Source organism: Streptomyces flaveolus, from assembly GCF_000716535.1.
Taxonomy (GTDB): Bacteria; Actinomycetota; Actinomycetes; order Streptomycetales; family Streptomycetaceae; genus Streptomyces; species Streptomyces flaveolus_A.
This window is the reverse complement of record NZ_JNWV01000052.1, coordinates 1-15,129: the sequence shown is the minus strand read 5'-3', so window position 1 is coordinate 15,129 and position 15,129 is coordinate 1. Positions and strand designations below refer to the sequence as shown.

Here is a 15,129-nt window from a genome sequence, read left to right as displayed (position 1 = left end):
GCAGTGGAGGAGATCCTGATCACGGGACCGGACCGGCTGACCGTCCGGGCCCTGCGGCCCGAGGACGAGGCCGACGCGGCACGGGTGCTGAGCGCCTGCGACGACTACCTCGTCAGCGCCACCGGCGCCACGGCCATGCCCGCGGACGTGCAGAGCCTGTACTACTCCCTGCCGGAGGGAGCGGAGTTCGAGCAGAAACACCTGCTGGTGCTGGTCCACGAGGACGCCCTGGTGGGCCTGGTCGACGCCGTCCAGGACCATCCCGAGCCGGACACCTGCTCGCTGGGGCTCTTCCTGCTCACCCCGCGGGCCCGCCGGCGGGGACTCGGCACACATGCGGCACGGCTGCTGTTGCGGGAGGCCGCGGCCCGGGGGATCCGGCGTGTCACCGCGACCTGCCCGGAGAGCTGGGAGCCGGGCCTGGCGTTCCTGACCGCTCTGGGCTTCGAGATCCACGCGCCGGAGGCGGAACCGTCCGACACCCTCGGGAACCGGCTGCGCCGCCCGGCGGAGCAGCGGCTCTGCACGGCCGTACGCCACCTCGGGGAGGCCGACGGTGCCGACGGCGCGGCCCGCCTCTCCCGGGACCGGACCTCATGACGGCCGTGCCGCCCGTCCTCGCCGTCGGACCCGGAGGCGTCGAGGAGGACATCGCCGAGGCGTACGCGCGGGTCCGCGCCTTCGACGCGGACGGCCGGGGGCCCGGGGCCGGTGATCCGCACGCCGAGTTCGCGGCCCTGCGCCGGCGCGGTGGGGTGCACCGGTCCACACTGGAGCGGGTGTTCACCGGGGCGGACGGAAACGGAGCGGACGGATCCGGTGCGGAGCCGGTCGCCGCCTGGCATGTGGTGACGTACGAGGCCGCCGAGCAGGTCCTGCGCGACGAGCACGTCTTCTCGTCCTCCGCGTACGACGACAACATGGGCCGGGTGGTGGGACGGTCGTTCCTCCAGATGGACGGGCACGAGCACCGGGTGTGGCGGAGCGTCCTCCACGGCGCCTTCCACCGGCAGGCCGTCTCGGGCCGGCGGGCCCGGATCCGCCGGGCCGTCGCGGACCGGCTGCGGCACCTCGCCCGCGAGGGCGGCGGCGACCTGGTCTCCGAGGTCGCCTTCCCGCTGGCGCTCACGACGATCGCGGACATGGTGGGCTTCCCGCCCGGAACCCGCGTCGGCACCCTGTACACCTGGGCGGTCGGACTGCTCGACGACGCCGACGGGAAGATCGCCACCGGGCTGGCGGAATGGCTCGGCACACCGTCGGCCTGGCCGCCGGACAGCGTCGTGGGACTGCTGCTGCGCCACGACGACCCGGCGTTGGGCACCGGGCCCGAACTGCTGCCCGTGGTGCGCCTGTTGCTCTCCACCGGCACGGAGCCCCCGTTCCGTTCCCTCGCCACCTTGATGTACGTCGTCCTCGGCGAACGGGCGGTTTCGGACGCCGTGCGCCGGGACGCCTCCCTGGCCCCCGCCGTCGTCCAGGAGTGCTGGCGGTGGGAGTGCCCGCTGACGTGGGTGCTGCGCCGGTGCGCCGCGGACACCGAGCTGTGCGGTGAGCGGCTGCGCCGCGGCGACCTGGTCTGCGTGAACCTGGCGTCCGCCAACCGGGACGAGCGGCGGTGGGACCGCGCCGACCGGTTCGACCCCCACCGGGAGCCGCGGCCGCACCTGGCCCTCGGCACCGGCCCGCACATCTGCCTGGGCCGGCATCTCGCCGCCCTGGAGGCGGAAGAACTCCTCGACGCCCTGCTGGAGGCCACCGCGACCCCGTGGCACCCGGGCCTCGCCTTGGACACCGACGGCGTGACAGGCCGCGGCTTCCGGTCACCGAGGCGGCTGACCGTGCGGTGGTGACGGGCTCTCCGCGCGGCGGACGGCCTACGGGCCGGCCCGGGGGGCGTGGCAGCGGCCCCTAGGGGCGTCTAGGGGTTGGGACCCCGGCCGTGGCTGCCTAGCGTGCGAGGGACGGCTGACAGCGCCGTACCGGCGCCGGGCCCGGACCCGCTCCGACACCGGCGCGGCCCGCTCCCTCCGTGCGATGAGGACATGATGACTGCACCTGCCGAACCGGCCGACGAGGCCGCGCTGCCCGAGTTCCCGATGCGGCGGGCCTGTCCCTTCAGCCCGCCGGCCGCCTACGCCGAGCTGCGCGAGACCGAGCCGGTCTCCCGGGCGCGGCTGAAGGTCAACGGCAAGCCCGCCTGGCTGATCACCCGCCACGACCTGTACAAGAAGCTCCTGGGCGACTCCCGGGTCAGCGCCAACCTGAAGCTGCCCGGTTATCCGCTCCAGGTGCCGGTGCCGGAGGAGACGCTCCAGTCGGTGCCGCTGACCTTCCTCTCCATGGACCCGCCGGACCACACCGTCCAACGACGCATGCTGGCACCGGAGTTCAGCGTCCGGCGGATGCGCGAGCTGCGCGCCCGGGTGCAGCAGATCGTGGACGAGCAGATCGACCAGATGCTCGCCAAGGGCGCCGACGGTCCGGTCGACCTGGTCACCGCGCTCGCGCTGCCGGTGCCGTCCCTCGTCATCTGCGAACTGCTCGGCGTCCCCTACGAGGACCACGGCCGGTTCGAGGAGTGGGCGTGGGCCATCATGAACCACGACATCAGCGACGAGGACCGGGGCCGCGCGCACTACGAGCTGGACCGGTACGTGGACGGGCTGGTCACCGCCAAGGAGAGCGAGCCCGGCGACGACATGATCAGCCGGCTGATCGAGTTCAACCGGCAGACGCCGGCGGTGGAGCACTCCGACATCGTCAGCATGTCCAAGCTGATGCTGGTCACCGGCCACGAGACCACCGCCAACATGATCGCGCTGGGTGTGCTGGCCCTGCTGGAGCACCCCGACCAGCTCGCCGCCCTCCGCGCGGAGCCGGAGCTGATGCCGAAGGCGGTGGAGGAGCTGCTGCGCCTCTTCTCCATCTCCGACGCGGGCACCGCCCGGGTCGCCCTGGAGGACATCGAGCTGGGCGGGGTGACCATCCGGGCCGGTGAGGGCGTCCTGCCGCTGAACAACGCGGCCAACCACGACGAGCGGGTGTTCCCCGACCCCGACCGCCTCGACGTGCGGCGCGAGGCCCGCAGCCACCTGGCGTTCGGTTACGGCGTCCACCAGTGCATCGGACAGAACCTGGCGCGCATGGAGCTGGACGTCGTCTACTCGACGCTGCTGCGGCGCGTGCCGACGCTGCGCCTGGCCGCCCCGGTCGAGGAGCTGCGGTTCAAGGACGACGCCATCGTCTACGGCCTGTACGAGCTGCCCGTCACCTGGTGACGCCCCGCCACCGCCCCCGTACCCCGCTTCCGTCACCGACACGTTCCGAAAGGCAGCCATGACCCAGTCCGCCGACGCCGTACCCGAGACGGGGTCGCCGCTCCCGCGGTTCCCGATGCGGCGCACCTGCCCGTTCAGCGAACCGCACGAGTACGCCGGGATGCGCGCGAACGCCCCCGTCTCGCGTGCCGCGTTGAAGGTGAACGGCAAGCCGACCTGGCTGGTCACCCGGCACGAGGACGTCCGGCAGGTGCTGGGCGACAGCCGGGTGAGCTCCAACCTGAAACTGCCGGGCTACCCGCACCAGTTCCACATCCCCGAGGAGATGCTGGCGCAGGTCCGGCTGATGATGCTCAACATGGACCCGCCGGATCACAGCGCCCAACGGCGCATGCTCATCCCTGAGTTCACCGCGCGTCGGGTGAAGGAGATGCGCCCGCGCATCCAGCAGATCGTGGACGAGCACGTGGACGCGATGCTGGCCGGGGGCGGCCCGGTGGACCTGGTCACCGCGCTCGCGCTGCCGGTGCCGTCGCTCGTCATCTGCGAACTGCTCGGCGTCCCCTACGAGGACCACGCCCAGTTCGAGGAGTGGTCGGCGGCGATGATGAACCACGACCTGAGCCCGGCGGAGTACGGGGCCGCGGTGCAGGCCCTGGACATGTACCTCGACAAGCTCGTCACCCTCAAGGAGAACGAGCCGGGCGACGACCTCATCAGCCGCTTCCTGGAGAAGAACCGCACCGAGCAGGTCGCCGACCACACCGACGTGGTGACCATGGCCCGGCTGATGCTGGTCGGCGGCCATGAGACCACGGCGAACATGATCGCCCTCGGTGTCCTGGCCCTGCTCCGGCACCCCGAGCAGATGGCGGCGTTGCGGGACGACCCCGCGCTCCTTCCGAACGCCATCGAGGAGTTGCTGCGCGTCTTCTCCATCTCCGACTCCGGCACGGCGCGGGTCGCGGTGGAGGACATCGAGGTCGGCGGCGTCACCATCCGGGCCGGCGAGGGCATCCTCGCCCTGAACAACGCCGCCAACCACGACGAGTCCGTCTTCCCGGACCCGGGCACCCTCGACATCCGCCGCAAGGAGGCCCGCAGCCATCTCGCCTTCGGCTACGGCATCCACCAGTGCATCGGCGCCAACCTGGCCCGTGTGGAGCTGGAGACGGTCTACGGCACACTGCTGCGCCGCATCCCCGGCCTGCGGCTGGCGGCCCAGCAGGACGAGCTGCGTTTTAAGGACGACGCCATGGTGTACGGCGTCTACGAACTCCCCGTCACCTGGTGACGGCCGACCCGGACGGAGTCCCCCTCATGCGTGTCACCGCCGACCGCGACCGGTGCGTGGGCTCCGGCCAGTGCGCGATGCTCAGCCCCGAGGTGTTCGACCAGGACGACGACGGTCTCGTCCTCGTCCTGCGGGAGGCCCCGGGCGCCGATCTCCACGAGGAGGTCCACCGGGCCGCCGACCTGTGCCCGGCGCAGTCGCTCCGCGTGCACGACTGAACTCCTGTCGGCCGGCATGGTCGCGGGCCTCGGCGGTGGCTTGGCCACCACCGAGGCCCGCGTCGCGTCGACGGACGCTCGTTCAAGGGGGGGGCCGGGGCCCGGCCAGGGACTCGGCCTGGTCGAGGAAGCGGGGCAGCCACTGCTCGTACGAGACACCCGCCAGGAAACCCACTGCCGCTTCCGCGTCCTTGCCGACCACCGTGTGCAACGGGGTGCCGGGGTCGTCGGCAGCGGCGACGACGGCCTCGGCCGCCTCCGCGCAGTCGGCGGCGCCTTCCGCGACGCGGCCGAGGAACCGGGCCAGCCAGGCGTGGTCCGCGCGGTACGGGTCGTCCTCGGACGGCTGCCCGTCGGTCGCGCCGGCGAGGGACTTGCCCTGGATGCGGGAGGCGAAGCTGCCCGGTTCCAGGCACACCACACGGATGCCGAAGGGCCGGGCCTCCGCGTACAGGGCCTCGCTGAGCGCGCCCAGGGCGGCCTTGCTCGCCGCGTAGAAACCTCCGTGCGGCACGGCGAACGTCCGCCCGGCGAGGGACGAGACGTTGATGACGACCCCGCTGCCACGGGCACGCATCCCGGGCAGCACGGCGCGGGTGACGCGCAGCGGACCCCAGAGGTTGGTCTCCATCAGCGTGCGCGCCTGGTCGAGCGGCATGGTCTCGACGGGTCCGGTCCGGTCGGTGCCCGCGTTGTTGACCAGCACGTCGACGGGTCCGTGCCGGTCCTGCACCGCGGTGACGGCGGCGGTGACGGACGCGTCGTCGGTGACGTCCAGCCGGGGGACGTCGAGGGTGAGGTCCTCGGCGCGGGCGCGCCGGAGCAGTTCGCCGGCGCCGGCGGGGTCGCGGACGCAGGCGTGGACGCGGTCCCCGAGCCGTGCGAACGCCAGCGCCGTCTCCAGGCCGATGCCGCTGCTGCACCCGGTGATCAGGACCGACGTCACGGCCGTACCGCCCACTTGGCGAGCAGTCCGAGGACGTCCTGGGCGTGCGCCGTCAGGTAGAAGTGGCCGCCCGGGTACACGTGGAACTCGGATGCCGTGTCGGTGTGGCGCGACCAGGCGCGGGCCTCGTCCACGGTGACCTTGGGGTCGTCGTCCCCGACCAGGCTGACGATGGGGCAGGTCAGGTTCGGGCCGGGCTCGTAGGTGTAGGTCTCGGCCGCCCGGTAGTCGGCGCGGATCGCGGGCAGGGCCATGCGGACGAGTTCCTCGTCGTCGAGGATCGTCGCGTCCGTGCCGCTCAACCGGCGCATCTCCTCGACGAGTCCGTCGTCGTCGCGCAGGTGGACCGTCTCGTGCCGCGGGCAGGAGGGGGCCCGGCGGGCGGAGGCGAACAGTGCGCGCGGGACGATGCCGTGGTCGCGTTCCAGCCGGCGGGCGACCTCGAAGCCGAGGGTGGCGCCCATGCTGTGGCCGAAGAGGACCAGTGGACGGTCCGCCCACGGCAGCAGGACGGCGGTGACCTGGTCGGCGAGTTCGCCGATGCTGGTGGCGCACGGCTCGTTGCGGCGGTCCTGACGCCCCGGGTACTGCACGGCGAGGACATCCACGGAGGCCGGCATGCTCGCCGACACCGGGTGGTAGAAGGTCGCCGAGCCGCCCGCGTGGGGCAGGCACACCAGTCTGGCCGCCGCGTCCGGGCGGGGATGGTAGCGGCGGATCCAGAGACGGTCCTGCTCGGTGAGGGTGGTCATGGGGGCGGGCGTTCCCTTCCTGGGCTGCGGCGCGGGGCGCGGGGGGCGGTGCCCCTGCAGTCTCACGCCCGGCACGGGGGCGGACCACCCCTACCCGCCCCAACCGGCGTGCTCAGGCGTTGAGATAGGCCAGCACGGCGAGCACCCGGCGGTTGCTGTCGCTCGACGGCGGCAGCATCAGCTTGGTGAAGATGTTGGAGATGTGCTTCGCCGCGGCGCCCTCGGTGACGGTCAGCCGCTGGGCGATCGCCGTGTTCGAGCAGCCCTCCGCCATCAGCTCCAGCACCTCCCGCTCGCGGGCGGTGAGCGCGGCCAGCGGCTCGTCCCGGGAGTGACTGGTCATGAGCTGGGCGACCACGGCGGTGTCCATGGCCGTCCCGCCGGCCGCGACCCGGCGTACGGCGTCGATGAACTGCTCGTCGTCCAGCACGCTGTCCTTGAGCAGGTAGCCGATGCCGCCGGTGCCGTCGGCGAGCAGTTCGCGGGCGTACATCTGCTCGACGTGCTGGGAGAGGACGAGGATCGGCAGGCCGGGCTGCTCCCGGCGGGCGCGCAGGGCGGCCTGGAGGCCCTCGGTGGTGAAGGTGGGCGGCAGCCGTACGTCGACGATGGCGATGTCGGGCCGGTGCTCGGTGATCGCGGCGGCGAGGTCCGTGCCGTTGTCGACGGCGGCGGCCACCTCGAAGTCGTACGCCTCCAGCAGTTGGATGATCCCCTGCCTCAGGAGGAAGAGGTCTTCGGCGAGGACAACGCGCACGGCAACTCCATCTTCATCACGGTCGGACCGCCCGGTGGACTGTCGATCTCCAGGACCCCGTCAAAGGATGCCAGCCGCCGCCGGATGCCCGCGAGGCCGCTCCCGGCCGACGCGTCGGCGCCGCCGCGGCCGTCGTCGGTGACCCGGGCGTGCAGCATGCCCTCCTCGCACCAGGCGACGATCTCCACGCGCTGCGCCTCGGCGTGCTTGAGGGCGTTGGTGAGCAGCTCGGACACCGCGAAGTACACGGCGGACTCGACCGGGTCGGGCAGTCTGTCCGGCAGGTCCACCACCACGGTGACGTGGAGCGGGCTGGCCAGGCCCAGGGCGCGCAGGGCGTCGGGCAGACCCCGCTCGGCGAGGACCGGCGGGTGGATGCCGTGGACCAGGTCGCGCAGTTCGCGCAGGGCCTGCACCGAGGAGGTGCGGGCCTGCCGCAGCAGCCGCCGGGCCTCCTCCGGGTCCTGGCTCATCTTCCGGTCCACGGCGCCCAGTTGCAGGCCGAGGCTGACGAGCCGGGCCTGGGCGCCGTCGTGCAGGTCGCGTTCGATGCGGCGCAGTTCGGCGGCCTGGATGTCGAGGGCGCCGGAGCGGGTCTCGGACAGGTGCTGGACCCGGGAGGCCAGTTGGGACTGGCGGGTGGGGCCGAGCAGGAAGCGGACGAAGTAGGCGTAGCCCTTGAGCACCAGCGGGCCGAGGAGGATCCAGGCGGTGAGCACGACGAGCGCGAGCAGGGCCGCGGCGAGCGCGGCCGGCCAGCTCTCGACGGTGACGAAGGAGTACCAGCGGCCGTGTCCGTCGTCCGCGAGGGGCTGCCACAGGCCGCAGGCGAGGAACAGCCCCTCCCCCGCGTAGTAGAGCAGCGCGGCCGGGACGAAGCCGGCGAGGCCGACGACGCAGTTGAGGAGCAGCCACAGCAGGTCCCGCCAGGTCGCGGGGTCGGCGAGGATCCACTTGCAGCGCCGCGTCCAGCCGACGATGTCCCTCTCGATCTCCTCCGGCTCGGGCCGGTAGGGCCGCTCCACCGGGATGCCGGAGCGCGCCGCGGCCCGCCGGTTGAGGTCGCACAGCCACCGCACGGCCCGGGTCAGGTAGGGCAGCGCGAGGAAGCCGATGCCGATGAGGCAGAGGACGATGAAGTAGGTGGTGGTGACGAAGAGGACGATCGACACCAGCGCTCCGGAGGCGATGGCCACGCCGACCAGGGTGTCCAGGGTGGCGCGGGCGAGTCGGCCGCGCCACGTGACCGGCACAGTCTTCATGTCGTCATGTTCCCATCCCCGGCCGTCCGTCACTGAGGGGCCGCCCCCGCTCGGGGGAAGCGGGGACGGCCCGGCCAGGGGGTGACTCACGCGGCCTTCACCGTTTCCACGGCGGGGCTGCGCATTCCGCGCCAGGACGGCAGCAGCGTGGCGCCGAACACCAGCAGCAGCGAGCCGCCGACGATGGCGAGGTAGATGCCGATGGATCCGGAGGGCAGGTAGGAGTCGCTCTTGACGAGGCTGTAGGGGACGATGGTCGTCGCGGAGGCGACGGTGCCGAGGACGGTGGCGACGACGCCGATCAGCAGGCCCTCGACGCTCAGCATGCCCAGCACCTGGGCGCGGGTCGCGCCGGTGAGCCGCTGGAGGCCGAACTCCGGGCGCCGTTTCCGGGTGACGGACACCAGGGTGTTGACGACGGTGATCGCGGCGTACCCGACGATCATGGCGACGATGGTGTAGTTGGCGGACACCAGGATCTGCTGGATCTGGTTGTTCCGGCCGGCCAGCGAGGAGCTGTCGTCCAGTTCGGTGCCGGGCACCCGGGCGGCCAGCGCGGCGAGGCGTTCGTGGACGTCGGCGCCGCCGCCGCGCGCACTGCGGACGAGGATCTGGTGCGGCAGCCCGTCACCGGTGTGCGGGGCGAGGGTGGCCGCGGGCAGCGTCAGGTACTCCTGTTTGGGGTTGTCGGTGTAGAGGGCCACGACGGTGGGGCGTACGGCGGTGCCGTCCCCGAGGTGCATCGGCAGCCGGTCGCCGACCTTCACGCCGTACTCCCGGGCCTTCTTGTCGGACAGGGCCACGGTGTCGCCGCGCAGGCCGGTGAGGGACCCGGCGACGACGGGCAGATCGAGGCTCTGCCGCACGCCGTCGGCGGAGACCCCGCGCAGGTCGACCTGGTCCGGGTCGCCGGTCCGGTCCACGAAGCCGCGGCTGGTGACGAACTCGGAGGCCGCGGCCACCCCGGGCGTGGCACGCACCCGGTCGACGACACCGGGCGCGAATCCGCCCGTCGTGGAGTCGAGGACGTAGTCGGCGAGGATGTTGCGGTCGTAGGAGGTCCGGGAGACGTGGTCCTCGGTGGACTGCATGTACAGGGTGCCGGTGGCGATGCCGATGAGCAGGACGATCGGCGCGACCGCGCCCGCCATGCGGACGTTGGCGGTGGCGGCGTTGCGCAGCGCGAGCTGACCCGAGAGCCCGGAGAAGGCCCGGACCGGCAGGCGGAGCAGCGCCACCATGACCTTGGTGATGCCGGGGGCGAGCAGGGCGAGGCCGATGCAGAACAGCACGGAGGCGGGACCGGCGGTGCTGGCGAGCGTGGGGCCGTCCTCCATCACGGTGGCGGTGGCGACGGCCAGGCCGATGCCGTTGGCCAGGAAGAACAGCGCGAGCAGCAGCCGGGGGACGCTGAACCAGCGGGTGCCTGCGGTGGATTCGGCCAGTGCGGCGACCGGTTCGGTGCGGGCGGCGCGCCGTCCGGCGAAGCGGGTGGCGCCGGCCGCGGCGAGCACGGTGACGACGGCGCCGACGGCCATCGGGATCCATCCGGCGTGGTAGACGATCGCCGACGACACCACGCCGCTCGCGGTCAGCACCCCGAACAGCAGGCGTCCGATGGCGTAGCCGGGCAGCAGCGCGAGCAGGACGGAGCCCACGGAGAGCACGGCCGTCTCGGTGAGGATCATGCGGCGGAGCTGCTGCGGGGTGGAGCCGACGGCGCGCAGCAGGGCCATCTCTCGGGCGCGCTGCTGGAGGGAGAGGCCGAGGGTGGACGCGACGCCGAACATCACGATGAGGACGACGGAGGAACCGAAGACGGCCGCGAGGATGACGACGGTGCGCTTGCTGGAGAGGGTGCCGGGCAGTTCGGCCAGTCCCCGGCGTTCCCCGGTCAGCACCTCGGCACGGTCGCCGACCTCGGCGCGCACCGCGTCAGCGACCGCGGCGGTCCGTGTGCCGGGGGCGGGCAGCACGCCGATGGAGTCGATCCGGCCCCCGGCGAGGGTGCGGGCCTCGTCGTCCGTGAAGAACACGGCGGCGTCGGGGTCGCGGTCGCCGCGCTGTTCGGCGATGCCGCTGACCTGGAACCGCCGGACGGTGCCCTGGACGACGATGTCGACGTCGGACCCCGGGCGCGCGCCGGCGCGCCGGGCGAGGTCCGCGTCGAGGACGACCTCGCCGCCGGCGACGGGGGTTTTACCGGCGGCGAGGGTATAGGGGGTGAGCCGGGCGGAGGCCCAGCCGTGGCCGTACGAGGCGGACTTGCCGGTCACCGGCTTGCCGTCCTTGAGGACGGTGGCCGGGACCGACACGTCGCCGACGGCCGTGCGGACACCCTGGACCCGGGCGACCTCGCCGACGAGGCCGGGGTCGATGCGGTGACGTTCGGTCAGGGCGGTGAAGTCGTAGGTCTGCTCTCCGGTGACGACGACCGGTGCGCCGTTCAGGCGCTGGGGTTCGGCCGCCATGCGGACGCCCGTCTCCATCAGGCCGCCGCAGCCGATGACGATCGCGGCGCCGAGGAACATGGCGAGGAAGGTCGCGACGAAGCTCGTCCTGCGGAACTTCAGGGTGCGCAGTGCCAGGCGCCACATCAGTACCGCCCTCCCGAGGGCTGCGCGGCGCCCTGCCGGTGGGTGTCGTCCTCCCAGGCGCCGAGCCGGGTCATCCGGGCGGCGACGGCGTCGGCCGTCGGCCGGAGCAGTTCGCCGGCGAAGGCGCCGTCGGCTAGGAAGACCACGCGGTCGGCGTAGGAGGCGGCCACCGGGTCGTGGGTGACCATGACCAGCGTCTGGCGGGCGGTGTCGACGGACTCGCGCAGGAGGGCGAGCACGGAGGCGGCGGTGCGGGTGTCGAGGGCACCGGTGGGCTCGTCGGCGAAGACCACGGCGGGGCGGGTCACCAGGGCGCGGGCGATGGCGACGCGCTGCTGCTGGCCGCCGGAGAGCTGGGACGGCAGGTGGCCGAGCCGCTCGGCGAGGCCGACGCGCTGCACGACGTTGCGGATCAGGCTCTTGTCCGGCCGCTGTCCGGCCAGTTGCAGCGGCAGGGTGATGTTCTGCATGACCGTCAGCGCGGGCAGCAGGTTGAAGGACTGGAAGATGAAGCCGATCCGGTCGCGGCGCAGCTTGGTCAACTGGGTGTCGTCCAGGCCGGCGAGGTCGGTGCCGCCGACGGTGACCGTGCCGGAGGTGGGCTGGACCAGTCCCGCGGCGCAGTGCAGGAAGGTGCTCTTGCCGGATCCGGACGGTCCCATGACGGCGGTGAAGGTGCCGTCGGCGAACCTCATGGTGAGCCCGCGGAGCGCGGCCACCTGGCTGTCTCCTCGGCCATAGGTCTTCGACACGGCGTCCAGCCGTACCGCCTCCGCCCGGCGGAGGTCGTGTGAAGTGTGCACGGGGGCTCCCCTACGAGATTTCGCTTCTCACGCGGTGTCTGCGGACCAGATTAGGAACGCCGGGCCCGCGGCACATTGGCATTGTCCGGCCGGTTCGAGGTAGAGGTTTCTCTACCTCGAACCGGCAGGTTTCGACGGGTGTCCGCCATCTTTGTGCAGCGGTGTCATCACCCTTGTCCGCATATTTGACTCCCCTTCGAAAGGGCCGGTTGCCACCCGTGTCCCGGGGCTTGTCCGCGGGTACCGTCGAAACCGTCCGCAGAAATCCACGAAAGATGGGAAGTCCCATGGCCACGAGGCCTGACCACGAACTGACCGCGAAGGTCCGGCCCGACGGATATCTGGAGCTGTTCTCCCAGCGCACCGGGAAGCGGCACCGATGCGGCCCACGCGGCACGACGATGTGGCTGGCGCTCCAGCGGAGCGGCTGGCAGCCGGAATCGGCCGCGGATGAAATCGCCGTGCAATTAGGTGTCGATCCGGCCAGTATCCGATGCGATATCCACGCATGGTTGGCGCATTTCCGCGAGGCCGGCGAGTGAAGAAGAAACGGGGCGCGGGCAGCCTTTCGGCCGCCCCGCCCCCTTCTCTTTCGGCCGCCCCCGCTTTCAGTTCCCGGTGGCGGTGAGCCACGACTCGACCGCCTCGGCGGTGGCCTCCGCGCGGTCCTCCAGGATCGTGAAGTGCGTGCCGGGCACGTCGACCGGCTCGTGCTCCGTGGGCCAGCTCGCCCGCCAGTCGTCCGCGCCGGTGGCGAAGGACTCCGTGGGCCGTACGAACAGCACGGGCGCCGTCAGGGCGCCGGGCAGGCAGTGCTGGATGAGCTCGCTGTAGCGGCTCATGGCGGCGAGCCGGGCGGTCCCGAAGCCCCCGAGGGACGACTCCCGGTCCAGCATGCCGTCGAACATCTGCCGCCACAGGTCGTCCTTGCCGTGGTCCCCGGGCAGATAGGTGTCCAGCAGCACCACACCGGCGGCCGGCTGTCCCGCCTTCTCCATGATCTCGGCCGCCGCGTGGGCGAACTGGCCGCCCGAGGAGTAGCCGACGAGCACGTACGGCCGCTCGTCCGCGCAGGCCCGGCGGATGCCCTCGACGACCACCTCCACCACGGCGTCCACGGTACGCGGCAGCGCCTCGCCGGGGCCGAAGCCGGGCACCGCGGGCACCACGACGTCCCGGCGGCCGTGGAAGTGCCGGGCGAAGCGGGCGTACTGGTGGGCGCCGCCGAGCGCCATCGGCGAGGGCAGGCAGACCAGCCGTGGGGCGGCGGCGCCGGTGGCCAGCCGCACCGGGTCGGCGACGGCGCCGTGTTCGGCCAGGGAGGAGAAGCCGGGGAGGATGTCGGCGACGGTGCGCAGGAGGTCGATGGCCCGGTCCATCCGTCCGTCGGCCGCCGCGCGCCGCACCAGCCCGCCGACCGATTCGAGGTCGCCGGCGCCGGCCGGACCGGGAGCGCCCCCGGCCAGGTGCGCGCGCAGGGCGGCGGCGAGGGCGGCCGGGGTGCGGTGGTCGAAGACGGCACCGGCCGGCAGGGTGCTGCCCAGGGCTGCGCCGAGCGCCCCGCGGAGTTCGGCCGCGGAGACGGAGTCCATGCCGATCTCCAGGAAGACGGCGTCGGGCTCGACGGCCTCCGGTCCCGGGTGCCCGAGGATCGCGGCGGTCTGGGCCCGGATCACCTCGGTCAGCAGCGCCTCCTGCTCGGCCGGCGGGGCACCGGCGAGCCGCTGCCCGAGCGGCTCGGCGTCCACGGGGCCGGCGGCCGGCGCGGACAGCGCGGACCCGGCCGTCGGCCCCGCCGTGAGGGCCACGTCCGCGTTCAGCCAGTACCGCTCGTGCCGGAACGCGTAGGTGGGCAGGTCGGCGCGGGCCGTACCGGGGAAGAGCGCCGCCCAGTCGGGGGCGAGGCCGTCGGTGTGCAGACGGGCGAGACCCGACATGAGGGTCACGGGCTCGCTGCCGTGGCGCCGGCCGAGGGCGACGAGGACGGCGCCGTCGGTGTCCGGGCACTCACGGACGAGGCCGGTCAGCACGGCGTCGGGGCCCACTTCCACGAAGCGGCCGACTCCCGAGGCGGTGAGGGCCGCGACGGCGTCGGCGAACCGGACCGTCTCCCGCACGTGCCGCACCCAGTAGCCGGGGTCGCACAGCCGCTCGCCGTCGACAGGGCGGCCGGTGAGGCTGGACACCAAGGGGACGCGCGGCTGATGGTAGGTCAGTTCGCGTGCGACCGACTGGAATTCGTCGAGCATGCCGTCCATCAGGGGCGAGTGGAAGGCGTGCGAGACGGCGAGCCGCTTGGTCTTCGCGAAGCCCTCGGCGGCGGCGAGCACCGCCTCCTCCTCCCCCGAGAGCACCACGGAGGTCGGTCCGTTGACGGCGGCGAGGCCGACGCGGTCGTCCAGCAGCGGCCGTACCTGCTCCTCGGTGGCCTGTACGGCGACCATCGCGCCGCCCTCCGGCAGCGCCTGCATGAGCCGGCCCCGGGCGGCGACCAGGGCGCAGGCGTCGTCCAGGTCGAGAACACCGGCCACATGGGCGGCGGCGAGTTCGCCGACGGAGTGCCCGGCCAGCACGTCGGGCCGCACGCCGAAGGACTCCAGCAGCCGGAACAGGGCCACCTCGAAGGCGAACAGCGCCGACTGCGCGTACCGCGTGCGGTGCACGGCGTCGGCGTCGTCACCGGCCAGCACCCCGGCGAGGTCCAGGCCGAGCCGGGCGTCGATCGCGTCGAAGGCGTCGGCGAACACCGGGTAGTGGGCGCGCAGTTCGAGGCCCATGCCGAGGCGCTGGGCGCCCTGGCCGGTGAACAGGAACGCCGTACGGGTGCCGCTCCGCGCCCTGCCGGTGACGGCCGTCGGGGCGGGGGTGCCGTCGGCGAGGGCGCGTAGTCCGGCCAGGAGCCGGTCCCGGTCGGTGCCGGTGACGGCCGCGCGGTGGTCGAAAGCGGTGCGCCGGGTGCCGAGGGCACGGGCGACCGCGGCCGGGTGCAGCTCGGGCCGGTCCGCCAGGAAGGCGTGCAGGCGCTCGGCCTGCACGGGCAGGGCCGCTGCCGAGCGGGCGGACAGGGGCCACACGACCGCCGGGGCGTCCGGTTCGGCCTCCGCCGGGTCCTCTGCTGGCGCCTCCTCGATGATGGCGTGGGCGTTGGTGCCGCTGATGCCGAAGGAGGACACACCGGCCCGGCGCGGACGGTCGGTCCGGGGCCAGGGCTGTTCCTCC

General features: G+C 73.1%; 13 protein-coding genes. 6 read left to right on the top strand and 7 right to left on the bottom strand.

The genetic code is table 11. The features are described from left to right. Window positions 1–3: 3 nt before the first annotated feature. The 5 genes from OO52_RS40610 (at window position 4) to OO52_RS40590 (ending at window position 4,793) form a co-directional block, all read left to right on the top strand. Window positions 4–600: a GNAT family N-acetyltransferase gene (locus OO52_RS40610; RefSeq protein ID WP_063738847.1), complete on the top strand. Its 597-nt coding sequence runs from the start codon at window positions 4–6 to the stop codon at window positions 598–600. Then, a complete protein-coding gene (locus OO52_RS40605) occupies window positions 597–1,853 on the top strand; it encodes a cytochrome P450 (protein WP_030656320.1) in 1,257 nt (418 codons plus the stop codon). Before OO52_RS40610 ends, OO52_RS40605 begins: the two co-directional genes overlap by 4 nt. A 195-nt stretch (window positions 1,854–2,048) precedes the next feature. Continuing rightward, complete coding sequence (locus tag OO52_RS40600; protein ID WP_030656318.1) at window positions 2,049–3,281, top strand: cytochrome P450; 1,233 nt, start codon at window positions 2,049–2,051, stop codon at window positions 3,279–3,281. A gap of 58 nt (window positions 3,282–3,339) precedes the next feature. After that, window positions 3,340–4,575 carry a cytochrome P450 gene (locus OO52_RS40595; RefSeq protein ID WP_030656316.1) on the top strand — a complete coding sequence of 412 codons (1,236 nt, stop codon included), beginning with the start codon at window positions 3,340–3,342 and terminating at the stop codon, window positions 4,573–4,575. A 26-nt stretch (window positions 4,576–4,601) separates the two neighbouring features. Further along, the gene (locus OO52_RS40590; protein ID WP_030656313.1) at window positions 4,602–4,793 is read left to right on the top strand and encodes a ferredoxin; all 192 of its coding nucleotides are present in this window, start codon (window positions 4,602–4,604) and stop codon (window positions 4,791–4,793) included. Window positions 4,794–4,875: 82 nt separating this feature from the next. Here the strand turns inward: OO52_RS40590 and OO52_RS40585 are convergent, their stop codons facing one another. The 6 genes from OO52_RS40585 to OO52_RS40560 all read right to left on the bottom strand — a co-directional run bounded on the left by OO52_RS40585 (window position 4,876) and on the right by OO52_RS40560 (window position 11,910). Continuing rightward, a complete protein-coding gene (locus OO52_RS40585) occupies window positions 4,876–5,739 on the bottom strand; it encodes an SDR family oxidoreductase (protein WP_030656311.1) in 864 nt (287 codons plus the stop codon). After that, window positions 5,736–6,491, bottom strand: coding sequence for a thioesterase II family protein (locus OO52_RS40580; protein WP_030656309.1), 756 nt, complete (start codon window positions 6,489–6,491; stop codon window positions 5,736–5,738). Before OO52_RS40580 ends, OO52_RS40585 begins: the two co-directional genes overlap by 4 nt. Window positions 6,492–6,603: 112 nt before the next feature. Next, window positions 6,604–7,248, bottom strand: a complete 645-nt coding sequence (locus tag OO52_RS40575) for a response regulator transcription factor (protein WP_030656307.1) — start codon at window positions 7,246–7,248, stop codon at window positions 6,604–6,606. Further along, a complete protein-coding gene (locus OO52_RS40570) occupies window positions 7,212–8,510 on the bottom strand; it encodes a sensor histidine kinase (RefSeq protein WP_030656305.1) in 1,299 nt (432 codons plus the stop codon). The genes OO52_RS40575 and OO52_RS40570 overlap by 37 nt, the downstream gene beginning before the upstream one ends. Before the next feature lie 86 nt (window positions 8,511–8,596). After that, complete coding sequence (locus OO52_RS40565; RefSeq protein WP_030656303.1) at window positions 8,597–11,107, bottom strand: FtsX-like permease family protein; 2,511 nt, start codon at window positions 11,105–11,107, stop codon at window positions 8,597–8,599. Continuing rightward, entirely contained in the window at window positions 11,107–11,910 is an 804-nt protein-coding gene (locus tag OO52_RS40560) for an ABC transporter ATP-binding protein (RefSeq protein ID WP_030656301.1), read from the bottom strand. The genes OO52_RS40565 and OO52_RS40560 overlap by 1 nt, the downstream gene beginning before the upstream one ends. 287 nt (window positions 11,911–12,197) lie before the next feature. Between OO52_RS40560 and OO52_RS40555 the strand changes: the two genes are divergently transcribed. Next, the gene (locus tag OO52_RS40555; protein ID WP_030656299.1) at window positions 12,198–12,452 is read left to right on the top strand and encodes a hypothetical protein; all 255 of its coding nucleotides are present in this window, start codon (window positions 12,198–12,200) and stop codon (window positions 12,450–12,452) included. Between the two features lie 66 nt (window positions 12,453–12,518). On the opposite strand, the gene OO52_RS40550 is transcribed toward OO52_RS40555, so the two are convergent. Beyond that, window positions 12,519–15,129 (bottom strand): alpha/beta fold hydrolase (locus OO52_RS40550; protein WP_030656297.1); only part of this gene is annotated, 2,611 nt, incomplete at its 5' end.

Bases quoted from the DNA above. Each gene is read 5' to 3' on its own strand.
- OO52_RS40570 (WP_030656305.1), bottom strand. From the start codon at position 8,510: ATGAAGACTGTGCCGGTCACGTGGCGCGGCCGACTCGCCCGCGCCACC.
- OO52_RS40555 (WP_030656299.1), top strand. From the start codon at position 12,198: ATGGCCACGAGGCCTGACCACGAACTGACCGCGAAGGTCCGGCCCGAC.
- OO52_RS40580 (WP_030656309.1), bottom strand. From the start codon at position 6,491: ATGACCACCCTCACCGAGCAGGACCGTCTCTGGATCCGCCGCTACCAT.
- OO52_RS40600 (WP_030656318.1), top strand. From the start codon at position 2,049: ATGACTGCACCTGCCGAACCGGCCGACGAGGCCGCGCTGCCCGAGTTC.
- OO52_RS40565 (WP_030656303.1), bottom strand. From the start codon at position 11,107: ATGTGGCGCCTGGCACTGCGCACCCTGAAGTTCCGCAGGACGAGCTTC.
- OO52_RS40595 (WP_030656316.1), top strand. From the start codon at position 3,340: ATGACCCAGTCCGCCGACGCCGTACCCGAGACGGGGTCGCCGCTCCCG.
- OO52_RS40605 (WP_030656320.1), top strand. From the start codon at position 597: ATGACGGCCGTGCCGCCCGTCCTCGCCGTCGGACCCGGAGGCGTCGAG.
- OO52_RS40590 (WP_030656313.1), top strand. From the start codon at position 4,602: ATGCGTGTCACCGCCGACCGCGACCGGTGCGTGGGCTCCGGCCAGTGC.